At 62.0% G+C, this 19,533-nt stretch carries 21 protein-coding genes; 13 read left to right on the top strand and 8 right to left on the bottom strand.

Annotated features, from left to right (window positions below):
* Positions 1 to 98: 98 nt before the first annotated feature.
* The 5 genes from AWB69_RS10565 to AWB69_RS10545 are packed head-to-tail and all read left to right on the top strand — an operon-like array spanning position 99 to position 5,132.
* Positions 99 to 1,109 (top strand): ABC transporter permease subunit, encoded by a 1,011-nt coding sequence (locus AWB69_RS10565; protein WP_062084854.1) that lies wholly within the window; start codon positions 99 to 101, stop codon positions 1,107 to 1,109.
* A gap of 4 nt (positions 1,110 to 1,113) precedes the next feature.
* On the top strand, positions 1,114 to 2,031 hold the full coding sequence (locus AWB69_RS10560) for an ABC transporter permease subunit (RefSeq protein ID WP_062084853.1): 918 nt from the start codon (positions 1,114 to 1,116) through the stop codon (positions 2,029 to 2,031).
* 2 nt (positions 2,032 to 2,033) lie between these two features.
* Positions 2,034 to 3,029, top strand: a complete 996-nt coding sequence (locus AWB69_RS10555; protein WP_062084852.1) for an ABC transporter ATP-binding protein — start codon at positions 2,034 to 2,036, stop codon at positions 3,027 to 3,029.
* Positions 3,026 to 4,030, top strand: coding sequence for a peptide ABC transporter ATP-binding protein (locus AWB69_RS10550; RefSeq protein ID WP_062084851.1), 1,005 nt, complete (start codon positions 3,026 to 3,028; stop codon positions 4,028 to 4,030). The genes AWB69_RS10555 and AWB69_RS10550 overlap by 4 nt, the downstream gene beginning before the upstream one ends.
* Positions 4,023 to 5,132, top strand: coding sequence for a TraB/GumN family protein (locus AWB69_RS10545; RefSeq protein WP_062084850.1), 1,110 nt, complete (start codon positions 4,023 to 4,025; stop codon positions 5,130 to 5,132). Before AWB69_RS10550 ends, AWB69_RS10545 begins: the two co-directional genes overlap by 8 nt.
* Before the next feature lie 15 nt (positions 5,133 to 5,147).
* Here AWB69_RS10545 and AWB69_RS10540 read toward each other — a convergent pair whose 3' ends face one another.
* From AWB69_RS10540 to pxpB, 5 genes are all read right to left on the bottom strand, one after another.
* Entirely contained in the window at positions 5,148 to 6,104 is a 957-nt protein-coding gene (locus AWB69_RS10540; protein ID WP_062084849.1) for a DUF979 domain-containing protein, read from the bottom strand.
* Complete coding sequence (locus tag AWB69_RS10535) at positions 6,101 to 6,820, bottom strand: DUF969 domain-containing protein (RefSeq protein ID WP_062084848.1); 720 nt, start codon at positions 6,818 to 6,820, stop codon at positions 6,101 to 6,103. Before AWB69_RS10535 ends, AWB69_RS10540 begins: the two co-directional genes overlap by 4 nt.
* A 273-nt stretch (positions 6,821 to 7,093) precedes the next feature.
* Complete coding sequence (gene pxpA, locus AWB69_RS10530) at positions 7,094 to 7,846, bottom strand: 5-oxoprolinase subunit PxpA (protein ID WP_062084847.1); 753 nt, start codon at positions 7,844 to 7,846, stop codon at positions 7,094 to 7,096.
* 17 nt (positions 7,847 to 7,863) lie between these two features.
* Complete coding sequence (locus AWB69_RS10525) at positions 7,864 to 8,895, bottom strand: 5-oxoprolinase subunit C family protein (protein WP_062084846.1); 1,032 nt, start codon at positions 8,893 to 8,895, stop codon at positions 7,864 to 7,866.
* Positions 8,892 to 9,545 carry a 5-oxoprolinase subunit PxpB gene (gene pxpB / locus AWB69_RS10520; RefSeq protein WP_062084845.1) on the bottom strand — a complete coding sequence of 218 codons (654 nt, stop codon included), beginning with the start codon at positions 9,543 to 9,545 and terminating at the stop codon, positions 8,892 to 8,894. The genes AWB69_RS10525 and pxpB overlap by 4 nt, the downstream gene beginning before the upstream one ends.
* Positions 9,546 to 9,729: 184 nt before the next feature.
* Here pxpB and AWB69_RS10515 point away from each other — a divergent pair, with 184 nt between their 5' ends.
* Complete coding sequence (locus tag AWB69_RS10515) at positions 9,730 to 10,242, top strand: winged helix DNA-binding protein (protein WP_062084844.1); 513 nt, start codon at positions 9,730 to 9,732, stop codon at positions 10,240 to 10,242.
* 27 nt (positions 10,243 to 10,269) lie between these two features.
* Here the strand turns inward: AWB69_RS10515 and AWB69_RS10510 are convergent, their stop codons facing one another.
* Positions 10,270 to 10,863: a 5-formyltetrahydrofolate cyclo-ligase gene (locus tag AWB69_RS10510; protein ID WP_062084843.1), complete on the bottom strand. Its 594-nt coding sequence runs from the start codon at positions 10,861 to 10,863 to the stop codon at positions 10,270 to 10,272.
* Positions 10,864 to 10,886: 23 nt separating this feature from the next.
* On the opposite strand from AWB69_RS10510, the gene AWB69_RS10505 reads away from it, so the two are divergent.
* From AWB69_RS10505 to AWB69_RS10490, 4 genes are all read left to right on the top strand, one after another.
* Positions 10,887 to 12,854, top strand: a complete 1,968-nt coding sequence (locus AWB69_RS10505) for a lytic transglycosylase domain-containing protein (protein WP_062084842.1) — start codon at positions 10,887 to 10,889, stop codon at positions 12,852 to 12,854.
* Between the two features lie 117 nt (positions 12,855 to 12,971).
* Entirely contained in the window at positions 12,972 to 13,925 is a 954-nt protein-coding gene (locus tag AWB69_RS10500; protein ID WP_062084841.1) for a complex I NDUFA9 subunit family protein, read from the top strand.
* A 43-nt stretch (positions 13,926 to 13,968) separates the two neighbouring features.
* Positions 13,969 to 14,589 carry a glutathione S-transferase family protein gene (locus tag AWB69_RS10495; RefSeq protein ID WP_062084840.1) on the top strand — a complete coding sequence of 207 codons (621 nt, stop codon included), beginning with the start codon at positions 13,969 to 13,971 and terminating at the stop codon, positions 14,587 to 14,589.
* Entirely contained in the window at positions 14,586 to 15,821 is a 1,236-nt protein-coding gene (locus AWB69_RS10490; RefSeq protein ID WP_062084839.1) for a multifunctional CCA addition/repair protein, read from the top strand. The genes AWB69_RS10495 and AWB69_RS10490 overlap by 4 nt, the downstream gene beginning before the upstream one ends.
* 1 nt (position 15,822) lies before the next feature.
* On the opposite strand, the gene AWB69_RS10485 is transcribed toward AWB69_RS10490, so the two are convergent.
* Both AWB69_RS10485 and AWB69_RS10480 read right to left on the bottom strand, forming a co-directional pair.
* Positions 15,823 to 16,017 (bottom strand): DUF2905 domain-containing protein, encoded by a 195-nt coding sequence (locus AWB69_RS10485; RefSeq protein WP_062084838.1) that lies wholly within the window; start codon positions 16,015 to 16,017, stop codon positions 15,823 to 15,825.
* Between the two features lie 4 nt (positions 16,018 to 16,021).
* Positions 16,022 to 17,236 (bottom strand): class I SAM-dependent methyltransferase, encoded by a 1,215-nt coding sequence (locus AWB69_RS10480; RefSeq protein WP_062084837.1) that lies wholly within the window; start codon positions 17,234 to 17,236, stop codon positions 16,022 to 16,024.
* Between the two features lie 13 nt (positions 17,237 to 17,249).
* Between AWB69_RS10480 and AWB69_RS10475 the strand changes: the two genes are divergently transcribed.
* From AWB69_RS10475 to ttcA, 3 genes are read left to right on the top strand one after another with little or no spacing between them, the layout of a single operon-like run.
* Positions 17,250 to 18,089 (top strand): SDR family oxidoreductase, encoded by an 840-nt coding sequence (locus AWB69_RS10475; RefSeq protein ID WP_062084836.1) that lies wholly within the window; start codon positions 17,250 to 17,252, stop codon positions 18,087 to 18,089.
* 44 nt (positions 18,090 to 18,133) lie between these two features.
* Positions 18,134 to 18,535 (top strand): dihydroneopterin aldolase, encoded by a 402-nt coding sequence (locus tag AWB69_RS10470; protein ID WP_062084835.1) that lies wholly within the window; start codon positions 18,134 to 18,136, stop codon positions 18,533 to 18,535.
* A gap of 56 nt (positions 18,536 to 18,591) precedes the next feature.
* Positions 18,592 to 19,500: a tRNA 2-thiocytidine(32) synthetase TtcA gene (gene ttcA, locus AWB69_RS10465; RefSeq protein ID WP_197500210.1), complete on the top strand. Its 909-nt coding sequence runs from the start codon at positions 18,592 to 18,594 to the stop codon at positions 19,498 to 19,500.
* The last annotated feature ends 33 nt before the right edge of the window (positions 19,501 to 19,533 follow it).

The raw sequence follows: 19,533 nt of genomic DNA, 5'->3' as shown, positions 1-19,533 counted from the left end.
CTTCATGCACTAAAACTAAAATTAGTCGAAAAGGTCCGGCGACAAGGGTCACAAGCCCGCGTCGCCGGTCGCATTTTTCCTCCCCAAAGAGACGAACCATGTTCCGATTCGTTCTGCGGCGCATAGGCATGGTGATCCCGACGTTCATCGGCATCACGATCCTGGCGTTCGCGTTAATCCACCTGATCCCGGGCGATCCTATCGAAGTCATGATGGGCGAGCGCGGCGTGGACCCGGCAATGCATGCCGAAGCAATGAAGCGGCTCGGGCTTGACCTGCCGCTCCCCGTTCAATATCTCCACTATGTCGGGCACGCGCTGAAAGGCGATCTCGGCATGTCGATCATCACCAATACCAGCGTGATGGGCGAATTCATGGCGCGCTTTCCAGCCACACTCGAACTCGCGACCTGCGCGATGATCTTCGCGCTGGTGATCGGATTGCCGGCCGGCGTGGCCGCCGCGTTGAAGCGCGGCACGGTAGTCGATCACGGCGTGATGGGCACCGCGCTCACTGGTTACTCCATGCCGATCTTCTGGTGGGGCTTGATCCTCATCATGTTCTTCTCGGCGAAGCTGGGGTGGACGCCGGTTTCCGGACGTATAGCGGTGGAATACGACATTCCGCACCGCACCGGCTTCATGCTGTGGGACGCACTCTTTTCCGACGATGAAGGCGCGTTCAAGTCCGCCGTCAGCCACCTGATTTTGCCGACCATTGTGCTGGGCACCATTCCGCTCGCCGTGATCGCGCGGATGACGCGTTCGTCCATGCTCGAAGTGCTGCGCGAGGATTACATCCGCACCGCGCGCGCCAAAGGGCTTGCGCCGGGACGCGTGGTGGTCGTGCATGCGCTGCGTAACGCGCTGATTCCGGTGGTGACCGTGATCGGTTTGCAGGTCGGTACGCTGCTCGCCGGCGCCGTGCTCACCGAGACGTTGTTCTCGTGGCCGGGCGTGGGCAAATGGCTCATCGACGCCATCAGCCGGCGCGATTATCCCGTCGTGCAGGGCGGTATTTTGATGATCGCGACGCTCGTCATTCTTGTGAATCTGGTCGTCGACTTGTTGTACGGCGTGCTGAATCCGCGCATTCGCCACACGAGGTAAGCCAATGGCCGATATCCCAAATATTCCCCAGACATTGACCCGTGTCCCGAGTGGCCGATTCCTCGCCGCGCGCGAGTTCTGGGCTAATTTCTCGCGCAATCGCGGCGCGGTGGTGGCCGGCGCGATCGTGCTGATCCTGGTGTTTATCGCCATCTTTGCGCCGTTGATCGCTCCGCATAGCCCGATCGAGCAATATCGCGACAACGTCAAGATCCCGCCCGCGTGGCTCGACGGCGGCAACTGGCGCTTCGTTCTAGGTACCGACGAAGCCGGCCGCGACATCCTCTCCCGCCTGATGTACGGCGCGCGGCTGTCGTTCTGGATCGGCTTTGTGTCGGTGGTGCTGGCGTTGATTCCGGGCATCGTGCTCGGGTTGATCGCGGCGTTTTTCCAGAAATGGCTCGACACGCCGATCATGCGCATCATGGACGTGCTGCTCGCGCTGCCTTCGCTGCTGCTGGCGGTCGCGGTGGTCGCGATCATCGGCCCGGGGCTGATGAACACCATGCTCGCCATCGCGATTGTCGCGTTGCCGGGTTATGTGCGTCTGACCCGCGCCGCGGCGCTCGGTGAACTGCAGCGCGAATACGTGACGGCGTCGCGCGTGGCCGGAGCCGGCACCGTGCGCCTGATGTTCTCGCAAGTGCTGCCGAACTGCGCCGCACCGCTGATCGTGCAGGCTACGCTTGGCTTTTCATCGGCCATTCTGGATGCCGCCGCGCTCGGTTTTCTCGGCCTCGGCGTGCAACCGCCTGCGGCGGAGTGGGGCGCCATGCTCGCGTCGGCGCGTGATTACATCGAAAGTGCGTGGTGGATCGTGACCATGCCCGGGCTTTCCATTCTGATTTCGGTCCTGGTGATCAACCTGCTCGGCGACGGGCTGCGTGATGCACTCGATCCCAAACTCAAACGGATGGCCTGAACATGAGCGACCTTCTGACCATCCGCAATCTCGCCGTGAGCTTCAACGGGCTCCCGGCGGTTGATCGAATCGATATGTCCGTCAGACCCGGCGAAGTGGTCGGCGTTGTCGGCGAATCGGGTTCCGGCAAAAGCGTCACGATGATGGCGCTCATGGGCCTGATCGATGCACCCGGCATTGTCACCGCCGACCAGGTCACGTTCAACGGCGTCGACTTGCTGAAGGCGTCGGCGCGGCAACGCAGGAAGATTATCGGCAAGGACATTGCCATGGTCTTCCAGGACGCGTTGTCCAGCCTGAACCCGAGCTACACCGTCGGCTATCAGATCAAGGAAGTCCTCAAGCTTCACGAAGGGCTGCGAGGCGCGAAGCTGCAGCAACGGGCGCTGGAATTGCTCGATCAAGTCGGGATTCCCGACGCGAAGAGCCGTATCGACGCCTTCCCGCACCAGATGTCCGGCGGCATGAACCAGCGCGTGATGATCGCGATGGCGGTGGCGTGCAATCCGAAGCTGCTGATTGCCGACGAACCCACCACCGCGCTCGACGTCACCATCCAGGCGCAGATCATGGAGCTGCTGGTCAAGCTGCAGAAGGAACGCGGCATGGCGCTCGTGCTGATTTCGCACGATCTCGCGGTCGTGTCCGAAGTCGCGCAGCGCGTGGCCGTGATGTACGCGGGCGAGATTATCGAAACGAATCACGTGCCGACTGTCTTCAGCGAGCCGCATCATCCGTACACGGAAGCGTTGCTCGCGGCTATTCCCGAACATAGCCGCGGCGCCGAGCGTCTCGCGGCGTTGCCGGGCATGGTGCCGGGCCGCGACGACCGTCCGGCCGGATGTCTGTTCGCCCCCCGCTGCAGCTACGCCGTCGACGATTGCCGCAAGGCGCGGCCGGCGCTCTTTCAACTCGCCCCGAACGACCCGGCAGTGCGCGCACGCTGTATCAAGCCGCTGAACATGGAACTCGTGGCAGAACACGGAGGCGCGCGATGAATGCCGTTCCTGAGACTTTCGCTAAAGACACCGTCCTGGTCGCCGATAAACTGGCCAGGTACTACAGCGTCAAGCGCAGCATGTTCCAGCAAGGCACCGTGAAGGCGTTGAACGGCGTGTCGTTCTCGCTTGAACGCGGCAAGACGCTTGCCGTGGTGGGTGAATCCGGCTGCGGCAAATCGACGCTGGCGCGTCAGTTGACCATGATCGAAGCCCCCACGTCCGGGCGTTTGCTGATCGACGGTGAAGACGTGGCGAACGCGAGCCGGGCGAAGGTGGCCGACTTGCGGCAGCGCGTGCAGATGGTGTTCCAGAACCCGTTCGCGTCGCTCAATCCGCGCAAGACCGTCGAGCAGACGCTGGGCGAACCGCTCGCGATCAACACGAAGCTGTCGCCCGGCGAGCGCGCCGAGCGTATCGCGCACATGATGCGCACGGTCGGGCTTCGGCCTGAACACGCGGCTCGGTATCCGCATATGTTCTCGGGCGGGCAGCGCCAGCGGGTTGCTATCGCGCGTGCGATGATCCTGGATCCGCAGATCCTGGTGGCCGATGAACCCGTGTCCGCGCTGGATGTTTCCATCCAGGCGCAGATCCTGAACCTGTTCATGGATCTGCAGCAGCAGTTCGGGACGAGCTATGTGTTCATCTCGCACAACTTGTCTGTGGTGGAACATATCGCCGATGACGTCATGGTGATGTATTTTGGCGGTGTGGCCGAACTTGGCGACAAGGCAACGATCTACGCACGGCCGCGCCATCCGTACACGCGCGCGCTGATGTCGGCGACGCCTGCCTTGTTCGAAGAAGACCGGCGCATCAAGATCCGGCTGCAGGGTGAAATGCCTTCGCCGCTGAACCCTCCATCAGGTTGCACATTTCATCAGCGCTGCCCGTATGCAATCGATAAATGCCGCGTGGAAGAACCGGCGCTGCGTTTCGTCGATGGGCGGCACGTGTCATGTCACCGCGCTGAGGAAGTCGGGGAGATCGATGCCTGAAACGCAGACGGCGCGGCAGGTTGCGCGCCGTTTTGCTGCGGGTTTGGCTCTTGTAGCAGCGGCAATCCTGGCTGTTTTTTGCCTCGCGCCGCGTCTGGCTTTCGCTGTGACCGGCGCGCGCTCGCCGCCGGGCGCCGCGACGCCGCCTACATCCTCTGCTTCGTTGCCGGGCTCATTGCCGGGTTTGCGCGTGCCGCCTGCGCGTCCGACCCCCCCCGATGTAGACCGTTCCGACGGGACCACCGCCAGTGGTCCGGTGCAGGCGCAGCCGGCGCATATGCCGTTCTACGTCGCGACCAAAGGCCAAGTCACCATCTATGTGCTTGGCACGCTGCACGTGGGTTATGCCGACGACTATCCCGCCAGCCAGCCGTTCCGCAGGCCGATTCTCGGCGCACTCGATGCATCGCCCACTCTCGCGCTGGAAATCTCCCCCGACGACCTGCTGGTTTCAGCCGATGAAGTCAGCAAAAACGGCGCATGCCGGACGGCGTGCCTGCCGCGGTATCTGCCCGATGCGCTGTGGAAAAAGCTGGAAACACGCATGCGCGGCAACCCCGCCATGCTCGACGACATCAGCCGGTCGCGGCCATGGCTGGCGTCGATGCTGGTCGAAACCGTCGATACATTGAAGGCCGGATTCCAGACCGAGTTCGGTACGGAAACGCAATTGCAGAACGTGTATTTACGGCCGCGCGGGCGGGTGGTCGGACTGGAGACGCTCAATGAGCAGATCTCAGCGTTCACGCGGCTCACGCAGGCGCAGCAACGGGAAATGCTCGGGCAGGATCTGGTGCAGACGCCGGCGGAGAATGTCGCCGATGTGAAGGAGTTGCACCGCTTATGGCGGATTGGCGACGCCGATGCGCTCAAGGCCTGGGACGACGCCAAGACGGAGAAACTGGCGCGATCGAAGCAGCTTGCCAGGCAGGTCGACAACCGCCTGGTGGTCGACCGTAACTATCGGTTCGCGGCGCGAGCGGTGGCGATGGCCGCGCCGAACAAGCCGGTGTTCATGGCTATCGGCGCATTGCATCTTGGCGGGAGCAGGGGGGTGCTGGCGCTGCTTAGAAAGCGTGGATTCGTGGTGGATCCGGCTTGAACCCACGCCCTCGCATCACAGGAACATCATCCAGTTCAGCAAGAAGATATTCACCACCAGCAACGACAGCGCCGTCGGAATCTGGACTTTGATCACCGCGTTTTTATCCGGTAATTCCAGCAGCGCGGCGGGCACGATGTTGAAGTTCGCGGCCATTGGCGTCATGAGCGTGCCGCAGTAACCGCAGAACATGCCGATCGCAACCATCGTGGCGGGGTTGCCGTGGAACACGCCGACCAGGATCGGCACGCCTACGCCGCCCGTCATTACCGGGAAGGCCGCGAAGCCGTTGCCCATGACCATCGTGAAGAGCGCCATGCCGACGCAATACACGGCGACCGCGACCAAACGGTAATCCAGGTTCACGTAGGCCGTAGTTATATGTGCAACTGCCTTGCCCACGCCCGCGTCCGAGAACACCAGACCCAGCATGCCCAGCATTTGCGGAAGCACGGCGGCCCATGAAAGCGCGTCGACCAGGCGGCGCGTTTCTTTCATCGATTGCCCGACGGTATCGCGTGTCATCACGCAAGCCACGCCCAGCGCGACGATACAGCCAATGCCAAAACCCATCAGCGTGATGTTCTTCGGATCAAGCAGCGGCTTGCCGCCGAACACCAGGTAACTGGCTCCCAGCGTGAGGACAACCGTCACCACGGGAATGGTCAGCGCCGGCACGAACAGCTTGTTGCCAAGACGCATGGCGCTTTGGCGGCGAGCTTCGTCGGAGAGCATTTTCGGCTTGCCTGCCGTGACGCCGCCAAAGCCCGCTATCAGCGCCATGACGACAACCAGCACGCCGACCACATTGGCCGGCAGCCAGTCCCCGATCAAGAAAATCAACGCATACACGAGCCAGAACGTCCCGGCGGTGAGGCGGCGCGGATGCGTCTTGTCGACGTAGATCATGCCGGCGACAACCACCAGCACAACGCCCAGCAAATAGAACAGATAGTTGAGCGTGACGGTCATGCGGTTTCTCCGCGAACGTTTTTAGTCAGCGCGCCGAGTTCGCGATTCAGCCGTCGATCGAGCAGCCACAAGCGGAAGCCGTGAATCAGGAACGCGCAGATCGCGGTGGGAATACCCCAGACGGCAACGTGCAGCGGTTCGACCACAATCCCCGCTTCCTTCAGGAAGGTCGTCATCAACACAATCGCACCGAACGCGACAAAGATGTCTTCGCCGAAGAACAGGCCGACGTTATCGGTCGCGGCGGAATAGGCGCGCAGCTTGAAGCGGGTTTCATCGGAGAGCTTGCCAAAGCGTGCTTCAGCCGCACCTTCGGCCATGGGCGCGAGCAGCGGCCGGACCATCTGCGGATGCCCGCCGAGGCCGGTCAGCCCGACTGCCGCCGTCAACTCGCGAATCAGCAAATAGACGATCAGCAGACGTCCCACCGTCGCCGCCTTGATGCCCGAAATCCAGATTTGCGCGCGTTCACGCAGACCGTGCCGTTCCAGCAAACCGACCACCGCCAGTGGCAGGAAGATGATGAGCGGGATGTTGCGCGTCTTGAGAAAGCCCGTACCGATCGCGGTGAGGATGCGATCGACAGGGAAGTGCGCCGCCAGGCCGGTGATGATGGCGGCGGCGGCCACGATCAGCATCGGATTGAAGCGCAGGATGAATCCCACGATGATGACGGCCACACCTATCAGTGGCCATAGGTTGACAGCGGTTCCCATAAGATCTCCAGGTGATCGGGTAATGCCCCGGTCAGGGCTTCTTCCGCCGCTGGACGAACCGCTTCTCTTCGAGCGGGCCGTTCCGTTGGCTTGATAAAACGGCTCTATGGCCGCTTACGAAAACGCCCCGCTATTAAGCGAGGCATTCAGGTTCCTTGAGGCTTCAGATTGACTCGTTACATGAGCTACGTGCCCTGCGTGACATAGGGCAAGCAACGAGTCAGGGAATGCACCGGCCATTCGGCCAACGCTAAAAACGCTGACAACCCGTCATCAAACCTCGGCCGCATGCGCAGCGCGAACTTCAATGCCCGCCGTTTCGAGCGCGCGGCGAATACGCCTGGCGAAAGCGAGCGCATGCGCGCCGTCGCCGTGAAGACAAACGGTCTGCGCATTGATCGGCACCCATTCCCCGCTGACCGCCTGGACGCGGTGTTCGGTTGCCATCGCCAGCGTGCGGGTGAGCACGGCTTCCTCGTCATCGAGCAACGCGCCGGGGTCCCTGCGCGGGACCAGCGACCCGTCCGCCCGATATCCGCGGTCCGCGAACACCTCTTCGATAGCCACCAGGTTCGCCTTGCGCGCGGCATCGACGAGATTGCTGTTCGCCAGCCCGAACACGAGCAACGACGGATCGAAGTCGCGAATCGCGGCGACGATCGCCTCTGCAATTTCCGGATTCTTCGCGGCCTGGTTATACAGCGCGCCGTGCGGCTTCACGTGCGACATGCGGCCGCCCTCGGCCTTCACGATCGCGGCCAGCGCACCAAGCTGATACAACACGCCCGCGTAAATCTCGGACGCAGGAATATCCATTTCCTTGCGGCCGAAATTCTCGGGATCGTTGAAGCTCGGATGCGCGCCTATGGCAACACCCTTCGCGACAGCCCAGCGCACGCAATCGCGCATGGCGCTCGCCCCGCCGGCATGCCAGCCGCAGGCAATATTTGCGGAGCTCACCAGATCGAGCAGTGCTTCGTCAGAGCCGCAGCCCTCGCCAAGATCGGCGTTCAGATCGATTTCCATCTTCGTTCCTTGTTCACTTACCGGTCGAGGCGTTCCGCGTGCATCGCGATAGCCGATTCGACCTGTTTCACATACATGCGCTCTTCCGCCAGCGCATGACGCGCGGCTTCCACCGTTGTTTCGATAAAGCGCACACCACTGTTCAGCCGCGCTTGCGCGAGCTTCCACAGGTCGGCCCGGATCACCGAGCCTATTTTTGGATATCCGCCCGTCGTCTGGGCATCGCCCATCAGCACGATCGGCTGACCGTTCGGCGGAACCTGAATCGTGCCGGGCAACACGGCGTGGGACAAAAGATCGGCCTTATCGCCACGTTCCAGCACGGTGCCGGCCAGCCGGAAACCCATGCGGTTGCTGTTCGGCGTGATCGTCCATTCTTCGTTCCAGAAGTCGCGCTGGGCCGTCTGCGTGAAGGTCTCGTATTCGGGACCGCGCAGTACGCGGATGGGCAGTGACCACGCATTACCCGGCGTGTGCTTGCCGCGCCGCACCGGTTCTTCCACATACACGAACTTGCACCACGCGGGCGCTTTCACGCCAAAGGCCGTTCCCGCCGATGAAAACACCGCGCTCTTGTTCGGCTGCGGCACACCTGTAGCCAAACGGTCGCCGTCGCGCAACGCCCGGCCGCCGAGACCGCCGAACGATGCGCCGAAGTCGGTGCTGCGGGAACCGAGCATGGGCAGGACGTCGATACCGCCCGCCACGCAGACGTAACCGCGCATGCCGTGCCGGGCGCCGCGCAGCGTCAATTCCTGGCCCGCCTGGACCGGCAGGCTCCACCACGAGTAGACGGGTTTGTCGTCCAGCGTTGCAGCGAAATCCGTGCCCGTGATCGCCACGCGCGTGGCGCGAGTGAAGCGCAGCGTGGTAGGTCCAAGCGTCAGTTCGATGCCGGCCGCGTCCGGCTTGTTCCCGACGATCCGGTTGCCGATTTCCAGCGACAGCGCGTCGAGTGCGCCGCCTGAACTGACGCCCAGGTGCCGGTACCCCGTGCGGCCGAGATCCTGCACGGAGGAGAGCATGCCGGCGCGAATAACATCGATCATGCGAGCACCTCCAGCGCGGTAAAACGCACGTGATCGCCGGGCTGCATGAGCGTGGGCGGGTTGCGGGCGGGATCGAAGAGCTTGAGATCCGTGCGTCCCAGCAGTTGCCAGCCGCCCGGCGACGCCGCCGGATAAATACCCGTCTGCTCCCCGCCGATACCCACCGACCCGGCCGGCACTTCCAGCCGCGGTGCGGGATGGCGGGGCGCATGCAGCGTGGGATCGAGGCCGCCGAGGTAAGCAAAGCCCGGCTGAAAACCGAGGAAAAACACGATGTAATCGGCTTGAGTGTGGCGCTTCACGAGTTCATCGATGCTTAGCTCCAACTGCTTCGCCAGCGACACGAGATCGGGGCCGTCAGCGCCGCCGTAGCGCACCGGAATTTCGATTTCGGCGCTGCCCGCGTCGACTTCAGCCGCTTCTTCCCACGCGGTTTTCATTTGTTGCGCGAGGTCGGCGGAGTCGGCCTGGAGGGGATCGAAGACAAGCGTGAGGTTGTTCATGCCAGGCACGACTTCCACGACATGCGGCCACAGGCGCGCCACGTCGGCAAGCGCCCACATTCGGCGCTGGCATTCGAGCGTGGCGGGCGGCGGCGCAACACAGACAAGCGCGGTGTCGCCAAGTGGGTGAATTTTGGGTGGTGTCATGCTGGGTTTTGCCGGTAATCGAGCACGCGCTTGAACGAAAGGCAAAAGCAAGCCGTCTCGACGCTAGCTCGGGAATGTACATTGTCAATAATTTATCAACAAATTATCAATAAGAATTTCGGCGCAACAGTGAATTTCATTCGATACGCTACACTCGCCGACATATTGTTCCGTCTAGATATCCATGCCCCGTCATCCGACCAAGATCGTTTCGTCCGAGCATCTCGTCTCTGAAACGAGCGCCGAGCTGTCCGAGTTCGAGTACGGCCTGATCATGGCCAGCAATGCGTTCAATCGCTGGATGGTTCGATGCATGTCGGCGGCGGGCGCGAAGGACATGACCGCGGTGGAAGTATCGCTGCTGCATCATGTAAGCCATCGTGACCGGAAGAAAAAGATTGCCGATATCTGCTTTGTTCTCAATATAGAGGACACGCACGTTGCCAGCTATGCCATTAAGAAGCTGATGGCGCGGGGATATGTGAAGAGCGAAAAAGTCGGCAAGGAGGTGTTCTTTTCCGCAACGCCGGCGGGGCGCGAGTTGTGCGGGAAGTATCGGGAGGTGCGGGAGAGTTGTTTGATCAGCACGTTGAAGGAGAGCGGGCTGACCAATGAGCAGATAGGCGAGGCAGCGCAATTGCTGCGAAATGCCTCCGGTCTCTACGATACGGCGGCGAGGGCCGCCGCTTCGCTATAGGTTTTGCGTTTGCACGGGTGCGAACGTTCAATAAACCGCGGACTCCGTCACGATCGCCCCGAGAGGCAAATCAAACTCCCCCCTCGGCAAGGCATCACACTTGGCGGATTCAAAAGCCACTCCAATTGTCGCCGGCGCCACGCCCCCTGGCCAATTCGCCAGCGTCCGATCGTAATAGCCGCCGCCATATCCCAGCCGATACCGGTCAGCATCAAAACCCACGCAAGGGATGACAAGCAAGTCCGGCACGACCACCCGCTCCTCCGCCGGCACGGGAATGCCATATCGCCCCTTCTTCATCGCCACGCCTGGCCACCACGCATGAAAAACCAGTGGCGCTCTCGGCGCGACCACCACCGGTAACGCCGCCTTTCGCGATGCATCCAGCGCCAGCCAAACAGTCAGCGCATCACGCGCATCGAACTCCCCGGCCACCGGCCAATAAAAGCCAATGCACGATGCCTCGGAAAAGTGTGCGATCGCTTCCATCAAACGTCGCGCCAACGCTTCGCCACGCGCTCCCTGATCGGCCCGAACGCCTTGCGCCTCGCGGCTTTCAAGGAGGTTCGCACGCAGCGCGCTTTTGGTTTCCAGCAGAGGGTTGCGTGCTATGCTTTGCATCACTTCGCGCTCCAGAAATAACAATGTCAAAACGTCTCAAAAGAGTATATCTCGCAGCCTCAATCGCGCTCGCTGCGATCACGCTGATCGGATGCAGCACCGCTTCCGCCGTGCGCCCGACGGCTGACTATTCGCTCTCGCCCGACGACCGCATCTTCATCCAGTTACGCGAAGCCGCGCGCACGAATGACGCCGGCCGCGCCGTGCAACTCGCGGCGCAAATTCCGAACTATCCGGCACCGGGTTATGTCGATTACTTCACCATCAAGCCACAACTCTTCGACTCGCAAGGCCACGCGCGCGTAGACGCACCCGATGAACCGGTTCTCGCGTTCCTGCAGCGCTACGACGGCCAGGCTATCGCCGACCGCATGCGCAACGACTATCTGACTGTGCTCGGCGCACGCCACGACTGGCGCAATTTCCTCGATCAATACTCGCGCTTCGTGTTGAACGACGACACGCAGGTGAAATGCTACGCGCTCGAAGCGCGGGCAGCGCGCGGAGAAAATGTCGCGGATGCCGCGCGCGCTCTGCTCGTCGAGCCAAAATGGTATGGCGACGGTTGCGTCGACCTGATCAACGCGTTGGCCGTCTCGCAGCAATTCACGTCGGACGACGTGTGGCAGCAGATCCGCATCGCCTACGAGCAGAACTATACGAATACCGCCAGCAAGATCGCGGACGCGCTCGGCCAGCAGCGCCCGGATCAAAGCGTCTTCGACAGCGCCGCCAGCACCCCGCCGCTGTATCTCGCACGCGGCGTAGGTCGCGACACGTCGTCGCATCAGCTGGCGCTCGTCGCCATCACGCGCATGGCGCGCAACGATCCGGCCATGGCAGCGGCAACGTTCAGTGCGGTCGCGCCTTCGTTGACGCCCACGGAACGCGCTGTGGGCTGGGGCACGATCGGGTATCAGGCTGCCGCGAAGCGCATGCCGAGCGCGGTGGACTGGTATCGGCTTTCGGTGAATGCGCCGTTGTCGAATCCCGCCTATGAATGGCGCACGCGCAGCGCGCTGCTCGCCGGCGACTGGATCATGGTGCGCTGGTCGATCGAACAAATGCCGCCCACGCTGCGCAACCAGCCTGCATGGATCTACTGGCACGCACGCTCACTGAAGCAAGCAGGCGACACCGCCACCGCCAATCAGGAATTCACGAGCATCGCGGATCAGTTCAACTTCTACGGCCAGTTGGCGTCCGAAGAACTCGGCCAGAAAATCACGGTGCCGCCGCGCACGGAAGTCACCAACGCGGAAATTGCCGAGGCTGCGACGGTGCCGGGTTTCGCACTGTCGCAGAAGTTCTACGCAATGAACCTCCGGCTCGAAGGCAACCGCGAATGGAACTGGCCGCTGCGTACCATGACGGATCGGCAATTGATCGCGGCTGCGCAGTACGCAAAGCGGATCGAATTATTCGACCGCGCGGTGAACACCGCGGACAAAACCAGGACCGAACACGATTTCTCGTTGCGGTATCTCTCGCCGTATCGTGATGTGGTCGAGCGTGAGTCGAAGAACACCGGACTCGACGTCGAATGGGCGTATGGCCTGATTCGCCAGGAATCGCGTTTCATCATCAACGCGCAGTCGGAAGTGGGCGCGGGCGGCCTGATGCAGTTGATGCCCGGCACCGCGCAACTCGTGGCGAAAAAGATCGGCCTAGGACCCATATCGCGTGCACAGATGAACGACCTCGACACGAACATCCTGCTCGGCACGAATTATCTGGCCATGGTCTATAACCAGTTCGACGACTCCGCCGTCCTCGCCACCGCCGGCTACAACGCCGGCCCGGGACGCCCGACGCAATGGCGCTCCACGCTGAGCGCGCCGGTAGAGGGCGCGATTTTTGCTGAAACTATTCCGTTCAACGAAACCCGCGATTACGTCAAGAACGTGCTCTCGAACACCGTGTATTACGCGGCCCTGTTCGAAGACCGTCCGCAATCGCTGAAAGCGCGGCTCGGTTATATCGCGCCGTAAGCGGCCTGCAACAAGACTCGCCGCGCGTTTCGCTTTCCGGTTGATACAGTCAGTCGAAAGCCACGCGCGGCGCCGCCGCCCTGACGCTTTCGCGGACCGCCACTTACAGAGGCGAACATGCGACATCAAACCATTGCGTTGATCGGCGGATCGGGGTTTATCGGCAGTCATCTGGTGAACGCGCTTGTCGAGCTTGGCAAGAATGTGCGCATCGCCACGCGGCGTCGCGAGAACGCAGCGCACCTGACGCTGCTGCCCGTGGATGTGATCGAAACCAATGCCTACGATTCCGTCCAGCTTGCGGCCTTCGTCTCCCAAGCCGACGCAGTCATCAATCTGGTCGGCATCCTGCAAGGCAAGCGCGGAGATCCTTACGGCCCGCAGTTCGCCAAGGCTCACGTCGAGTTGCCTAACAAGATCGTGGCCGCATGTCAGGCGAAGGGCGTGCGGCGCTTGATCCATGTGAGCGCGCTCGGCGCGGATCCGAAGGGGCCGAGCATGTATCTGCGCTCTAAAGGCGACGGCGAAAAAGCCGTGCGCGAATCGAATCTCGCCACCACGATCTTTCGCCCATCCGTGGTGTTCGGTCCCGAAGACAACTTCCTGAACCAGTTCGCGTTTCTCGAACGGATCTTCCCGGTGATTCCGCTGGCGTCTTCGCAGGCATTGATCCAGCCGATTTTTGTGGGCGATGTAGCCAAGGCAATTGCCACCGTGCTCGACCTGGATGCCGCCGCCGGCCGCGTGTATGAGCTTGCCGGACCGAAGGTGTACACGCTGGAGGAGCTGGTCCGCTTCAGCGGTGCGGCGATCGGCAAGCACGCGAGGATCATCCGTTTGCCCGATATGCTTGGCCGCCTCCAGGCAATGTCGCTTGAACTTGCGCCCGGTGAACCCATGATGTCGCGCGATAATCTCGATTCCCTGAAAACGCCCGCGGTGGCAAGCGGCCCGATGGCGCCGGAGCTGGGTATTGAACCAGCGAGCATTGAAGCCATTGCGCCGATGTATCTCACGGGTTCGTCGTCGCGTTCGCGCTTCAATACGTTTCGCGCGTCTGCCGGACGTTGAACGCGGTGTTCCTTAAGCAGTGCCTTAACCTTAGATATTTGCGATGAAGCTCATTATTGGTGACAAGAATGTATCGTCGTGGTCCATGCGGCCGTGGCTCGTGCTCAAGCACTTTGGCATTCCGTTCGAGGAGGTCATGATCCGCCTCGCGCGCCCGGATTCGTCGGCGAATATTCTCGCGCATTCACCGTCGGGAAAGGTGCCTTGCCTCGTGACCGATGCCGGCGACGCCGTGTGGGAATCGGTTGCGATCATGGAGACGCTGGCCGAGTTGTTCCCGCAGCACGCCATGTGGCCGCGCGACGCCGCCGCGCGTGCCCACGCCCGCAGCATCAGCGCGGAAATGCACGCGGGTTTTGCGGATCTGCGCGAACAGATGTCGATGAATATCCAGCGCGAGGCGTTCGGTCTGGAACTCACAGCGGGCGCGTTGGCGAACGTGAAACGGATCGACCTGATCTGGCGCAATTGCCTGGACGCGCACGGTGGCCCGTTCCTGTTCGGCAAGGAATTCGGCATTGCCGACGCGATGTTCGCGCCTGTCGTCATGCGCTTCAATTCCTACGCGCCGAAACTGAGCGAAACGGCGCTCGATTACGCCGCCCGCATTACGGCGCTGCCTATCGTGGCGGAATGGATTGAAGGCGCACGGAACGAGCGATGAACATCTACGCCGTGGGCGGTGCGATCCGCGATGACATGCTCGGCCTGCCGGTTCAGGACCGCGATTACGTCGTGGTCGGCGCCACGCCCGAGCAGATGACCGCGCAAGGTTTCAAGCCGGTGGGCAAGGATTTCCCGGTGTTTTTGCATCCGCAAACGCACGAGGAATATGCGCTCGCGCGGACCGAGCGGAAGACATCGGCGGGATATCACGGTTTTCAGTTTTTCTACGCGCCCGACGTCACGCTGGAAGAAGATCTCGCGCGCCGCGATCTGACCGTGAACGCCATGGCGCGCGAAGTGCGGCCGGACGGCGAGTTGACCGGGCCGGTGATCGATCCGTTCAATGGCCGCGCTGATCTGGAAGCGCGTGTGTTCCGGCATGTGGGTGAAGCGTTTATCGAAGATCCGGTGCGGATTCTGCGCATCGCGCGGTTTGCTGCGCGTTTCGCTGATTTCACTATCGCTGAGGAGACGCTCGCGCTGATGAAACGCATGGTCGCCGACGGCGAAGTCGATGCGCTCGTGCCCGAGCGCGTGTGGCAGGAAGTCTCGCGTGGCTTGATGGAGAAGACGCCGTCGCGGATGTTCGAAGTGCTGCGCGAATGCGGCGCGCTCGTGCGGATTTTGCCGGAGGTGGATTCGCTGTGGGGCGTGCCGCAACGCGCCGACTATCATCCGGAAGTCGATACCGGCGTGCATGTAATGATGGTCCTGGATTACGCAGCGGCGCGCGGGTTTGCGTTGCCTGTCCGCTTTGCCGCGTTGACCCACGATCTTGGCAAGGCGACCACGCCTGACGATATCCTGCCGCGTCACATCGGCCATGAAATGCGCAGCGTCGATCTGCTGAAGCCGTTGTGCGAGCGCTTGCGCGTGCCGAACGAATGTCGTGATCTCGCGCTGCTGGTGGCGCGTGAGCACGGCAATATTCATCGGGTGATGGAGTTTGGGGCCGCGGCGCTGGTGCGTTTGTTCGAGCGTTGCGACGCGCTGCGTAAGCCCGCGCGGTTTGCGGAAGCTCTGCAAGCCTGTGTCTCCGATGCCCGCGGCCGGCTCGGTTTGAGCCAGCAACCGTACCCGCAGGCTGAGCGCTTGCGCGACGCGCTGGTGGCGGCGCGTTCAGTCGATGCCGGCGCCGTCGCGCAGCAGTACGCGAACGAACCGGGGAAGATCAAGGACGCGGTTCATGCAGCGCGCGTGGCGGCGGTGGAAGCGGTGCTTCAGGTTTAAATCAAAGCATCCGCGCCAGCAGCGACAGCACGACCGACAGCAAGATGGTCGACATGAACGGGAACGGATATTCCCGTCCGAACAGGCGCAGCGTGAAATCGCCGGGTAACTTGCCAATGCCGAGTTTTTTCATCCACGGCAAACAGGCCGAGAGAATCGACAACGCAATAAACGTGGTGAGTACCCAGCGGATCATGATTTCATAAGGTGTGTGAGCGGTCGCCGGACGAGAACGCGGCCAGCGTGTCGTCGATACCCCGCGAAAATGCGATCACCTTGAACAACTCACCCATTTCCGCCTCCGACAACAGCTTCTGAACCGCATTGGCCGCGGGCAGAAAGCGCCGGACATCACTCGGATCAAGGTCGGAAAGCGCGTCGGTAATGCCGGCGTTCATCAGGAAACGCGCCTGCGACGTAAAGCCGAGCAGGTCGGCGCCCGCCTCCGTCCCCGCTTCCGCGATTCCCGAAAACTCCACGTGCGCCGTGATGTCCTGCAGCCCGGGATACAAGAACGGATCGCCGTGCGCCCTGTGCCGGTAATGGCACATGAGCGTGCCTTGCGCGCGCTGGGCGTGATAAAACTCGCGCCGCGGAAAGCCGTAATCGATGAAAAACGCCGCGCCGCGCGTGAGCATCGTGCAAATGGTGCGCGTGAAAGCTAGCGCCGCTTCGTGCGTTTCGCTCAGGTATTCGACGAACGGCTCGTCGTTGACTTCATCGATGGTCGCATCAATTTCGGCCAGCAGCGGGTCGTCCAGCGCGGCCAGCAAGGGTTTGTCGTCGAACGTGAAACGGTTGTCCGTCCACGACACGCCGCGTTCGTGCCACACGCCCAGCTTGCGCACGACCAGGCGCACGGGCATGGCATCTAGCACTTCGTTGCCGATCACCACGCCTTTGAAATGGACGGGCAAAGCGCTAAGCCATTTCACCTTCGATGCCAGCTCGGGGGCATCCGCTTCGATCGTCGCCCGCTGGCGTTCCTGCAATTCCCCCGACAAATCCACGATCGCGTAGCTGTCGAAGGGAACGTCCAGCGCTTGAAGCGCGCTCAGCAGTCCGGCGGCGAGCTTGCCCGTCCCCGCGCCGAATTCCATCAGATTGCGCGTACCGCTGTCACGTAAGGCTTGAGCGACGGGCCGCGCGAGCGTGGCCGAGAACAGCGGCGACATTTCCGGGGCGGTGACAAAGTCGCTGCCGTCGTCGCCGCGTTTGCCGAATTTCATCGCGCCGCCGCTGTAATAGCCGAGGCCGGGCGCGTAAAGCGCAAGTTCCATATACCGGCTGAACGGCAGCCAGCCGCCCGCCGACGCGATTTCCGCGCGAATGCGTTCTGTCAGCAACTCGGACTGCGCGAGCGCGTCGGGGCCGGGAGCAGGTAAACTGTCGGATTCGTGAGCTTTTGGATTCATTCCGGCATTGTAAATGAGCGTTTCTTCGTCCACTTCTCCAGATTCTTCCGCGCCGAAAGCCCGCGTGGTGCTGATTACCGGCGCGGCGAAACGCATCGGCCGCGGGCTGGCGCTTGGTTTTGCCGCGCGCGGCTGGGATGTCGCCGTGCATTTCGGCGGTTCCGAGGGTCAAGCGCAGGAAGTCGTCCAGTCAATACGCGCCTTGGGCCGCCGCGCTGTGGCACTGCGCGCGGATCTTGGCGTGGAAAGCGACGTGGCGCGGCTGGTGCCGGCGTGTATCGACGCATTGGGTGGCCTGCATTGCGTGGTGAACAACGCGTCGAGTTTTGTCGAGGACACGGCGCGCGACTTCAGCTATCCGCGCCTGCTCGAGATGATGGCGATCAACGTCGGCGCGCCGCTGGCATTGGCGCGTGCGCTGTACGAGGCCACGCCCGATGCCGCCGCCGGCGACGAAACCCTGCGCGGTTGCGTCATCAACGTGCTGGACCAGAAGCTGTACAACATGAATCCGGATTATTTGTCGTACACGCTGACCAAGGCGGCGTTGGAAAACGCCACCGTCGCGCTGGCCCAGGCGCTTGCGCCGAAGTTGCGCGTGGTCGGGCTGGCGCCGGGGCTCACGCTGCAATCCGCGGGTCAGACGGCCAGCGAATTCGAGGCAGCGCACAAGGTAACGCCGCTGGGCCGGGCTTCGCGGGTGGACGATGTGGTTGCCGCCGCTTGTTATCTGGCCGACGCGGCGGGCGTGACGGGTACGACGCTGGTAGTCGATGGCGGGCAGCATCTCGTGCCGTCGCCGCGCGACATCATGTTCTTGACCACAGGCCGCGCTCCAGGCGGCGGCGTTTAGTACGTCAATTTTAGTAAGTTAATCTGAATCATCAGGACACCACCATGCTCGCCGCACTTTCGCATCCCCGGTTGGCCGATTGCCGGCGGCTTTTTCTGCGCAATTACGAAGTGCGCATCAATATTGGCGTGCACGATTTCGAAAAGCAGGGCGAGCAGCGCGTGGTGATCAACGTGGAATTGTTCGTGCCGCTGGCGTTATCGACGCCGACTGAAGACAAGCTGCGCGAAGTCGTCGACTACGATTTCATGCGCTCGACCATCGCCAAGCGCGTGGGGAGAGGGCATATCCACTTGCAGGAAACCCTCTGCGACGACGTCGCTGCCGCGCTGCTGGAACATCCGAATGTGCGCGCGGTGGCGGTATCGACGGAAAAGCCGGACGTTTATCCCGACTGCGATGCCGTGGGCGTCGAAGTCTTTCGCATCAAAGAGGTGACAGCATGAGTTCGCTAACGGAAACGGAAGCGCCGGTGGTTCAGGAGACGATATCCGTCCCGGCAATGCGCGAACCGCTGACGCGCCGCGAGCAGAAGCAGGCCTACGAGAACAACAAGTTGTTCAAGCGGCTGGCGCGTCAAGTGGGCGAGGCCGTCACGGATTACAGCATGATCGAGGACGGCGACAAGGTCATGGTCTGCTTGTCCGGCGGCAAGGATTCGTACGCCATGCTCGAACTGCTGATGCGGCTGCGCGAGCGCGCACCGATCAACTTCGACATCGTGGCGGTGAATCTCGACCAGAAACAGCCGGGGTTTCCGGAGCATGTGCTGCCTGAGTATTTGAGCAAGCTGGATATCCCGTTTCATATCGAAAACCAGGATACGTACAGCATCGTCAAGCGGCTGGTGCCCGAAGGCAAGACCACGTGTTCGCTGTGTTCGAGATTGCGGCGCGGGATTTTGTATCGTGTGGCCGGTGAACTTGGGGCGACGAAAATTGCGCTTGGGCATCACCGCGACGACATCCTGCAGACGTTGCTGCTGAATATGTTCTATGGCGGCAAGCTGAAGGGCATGCCCCCGAAACTGCAATCCGATGATGGCAAGAACATCGTGATCCGGCCGTTGGCGTATGTGAAGGAACGGGATCTGGAGAAATTCGCGGAGTTGCGCGAGTTCCCGATCATTCCGTGCAACCTGTGCGGCAGCCAGCCGAACCTGAAGCGCGCGGAAATGAAGGCGATGATTCGCGATTGGGAGAAGCGTTTCCCGGGCCGCGTGGAGAACATGTTCAATGCGCTGGGGCACGTGGTGCCGTCGCATTTGATGGATCACGGGCTGTTTCCGTTTGCCGGATTGCGCGCGACGGGCGTGGCGGATCCGGCCGGGGATATTGCGTTCGATGAAGACCCGTGCTCGACCGAAGCGCCGTCGCAGACCATTTCGATTGTTCAGTTCGACGATATTTGACATTTCGCGACAATCTTTGACGGTGGGCAAGAA

Source organism: Caballeronia udeis (genome assembly GCF_001544555.2).
Lineage (GTDB): Bacteria > Pseudomonadota > Gammaproteobacteria > Burkholderiales > Burkholderiaceae > Caballeronia > Caballeronia udeis.
Note: the sequence above shows the minus strand (reverse complement) of the source record. Positions and strands in the feature narration are given on the sequence as shown.

Excerpts from the sequence above, each read along its gene's own strand:
- AWB69_RS10565 (WP_062084854.1), top strand. The coding sequence starts at position 99 with ATGTTCCGATTCGTTCTGCGGCGCATAGGCATGGTGATCCCGACGTTC.
- AWB69_RS10560 (WP_062084853.1), top strand. The coding sequence starts at position 1,114 with ATGGCCGATATCCCAAATATTCCCCAGACATTGACCCGTGTCCCGAGT.
- AWB69_RS10555 (WP_062084852.1), top strand. The coding sequence starts at position 2,034 with ATGAGCGACCTTCTGACCATCCGCAATCTCGCCGTGAGCTTCAACGGG.
- AWB69_RS10550 (WP_062084851.1), top strand. The coding sequence starts at position 3,026 with ATGAATGCCGTTCCTGAGACTTTCGCTAAAGACACCGTCCTGGTCGCC.
- AWB69_RS10545 (WP_062084850.1), top strand. The coding sequence starts at position 4,023 with ATGCCTGAAACGCAGACGGCGCGGCAGGTTGCGCGCCGTTTTGCTGCG.
- AWB69_RS10540 (WP_062084849.1), bottom strand. The coding sequence starts at position 6,104 with ATGACCGTCACGCTCAACTATCTGTTCTATTTGCTGGGCGTTGTGCTG.
- AWB69_RS10535 (WP_062084848.1), bottom strand. The coding sequence starts at position 6,820 with ATGGGAACCGCTGTCAACCTATGGCCACTGATAGGTGTGGCCGTCATC.
- pxpA (WP_062084847.1), bottom strand. The coding sequence starts at position 7,846 with ATGGAAATCGATCTGAACGCCGATCTTGGCGAGGGCTGCGGCTCTGAC.
- AWB69_RS10525 (WP_062084846.1), bottom strand. The coding sequence starts at position 8,895 with ATGATCGATGTTATTCGCGCCGGCATGCTCTCCTCCGTGCAGGATCTC.
- pxpB (WP_062084845.1), bottom strand. The coding sequence starts at position 9,545 with ATGACACCACCCAAAATTCACCCACTTGGCGACACCGCGCTTGTCTGT.
- AWB69_RS10515 (WP_062084844.1), top strand. The coding sequence starts at position 9,730 with ATGCCCCGTCATCCGACCAAGATCGTTTCGTCCGAGCATCTCGTCTCT.
- AWB69_RS10510 (WP_062084843.1), bottom strand. The coding sequence starts at position 10,863 with ATGCAAAGCATAGCACGCAACCCTCTGCTGGAAACCAAAAGCGCGCTG.
- AWB69_RS10505 (WP_062084842.1), top strand. The coding sequence starts at position 10,887 with ATGTCAAAACGTCTCAAAAGAGTATATCTCGCAGCCTCAATCGCGCTC.
- AWB69_RS10500 (WP_062084841.1), top strand. The coding sequence starts at position 12,972 with ATGCGACATCAAACCATTGCGTTGATCGGCGGATCGGGGTTTATCGGC.
- AWB69_RS10495 (WP_062084840.1), top strand. The coding sequence starts at position 13,969 with ATGAAGCTCATTATTGGTGACAAGAATGTATCGTCGTGGTCCATGCGG.
- AWB69_RS10490 (WP_062084839.1), top strand. The coding sequence starts at position 14,586 with ATGAACATCTACGCCGTGGGCGGTGCGATCCGCGATGACATGCTCGGC.
- AWB69_RS10485 (WP_062084838.1), bottom strand. The coding sequence starts at position 16,017 with ATGATCCGCTGGGTACTCACCACGTTTATTGCGTTGTCGATTCTCTCG.
- AWB69_RS10480 (WP_062084837.1), bottom strand. The coding sequence starts at position 17,236 with ATGAATCCAAAAGCTCACGAATCCGACAGTTTACCTGCTCCCGGCCCC.
- AWB69_RS10475 (WP_062084836.1), top strand. The coding sequence starts at position 17,250 with ATGAGCGTTTCTTCGTCCACTTCTCCAGATTCTTCCGCGCCGAAAGCC.
- AWB69_RS10470 (WP_062084835.1), top strand. The coding sequence starts at position 18,134 with ATGCTCGCCGCACTTTCGCATCCCCGGTTGGCCGATTGCCGGCGGCTT.
- ttcA (WP_197500210.1), top strand. The coding sequence starts at position 18,592 with ATGCGCGAACCGCTGACGCGCCGCGAGCAGAAGCAGGCCTACGAGAAC.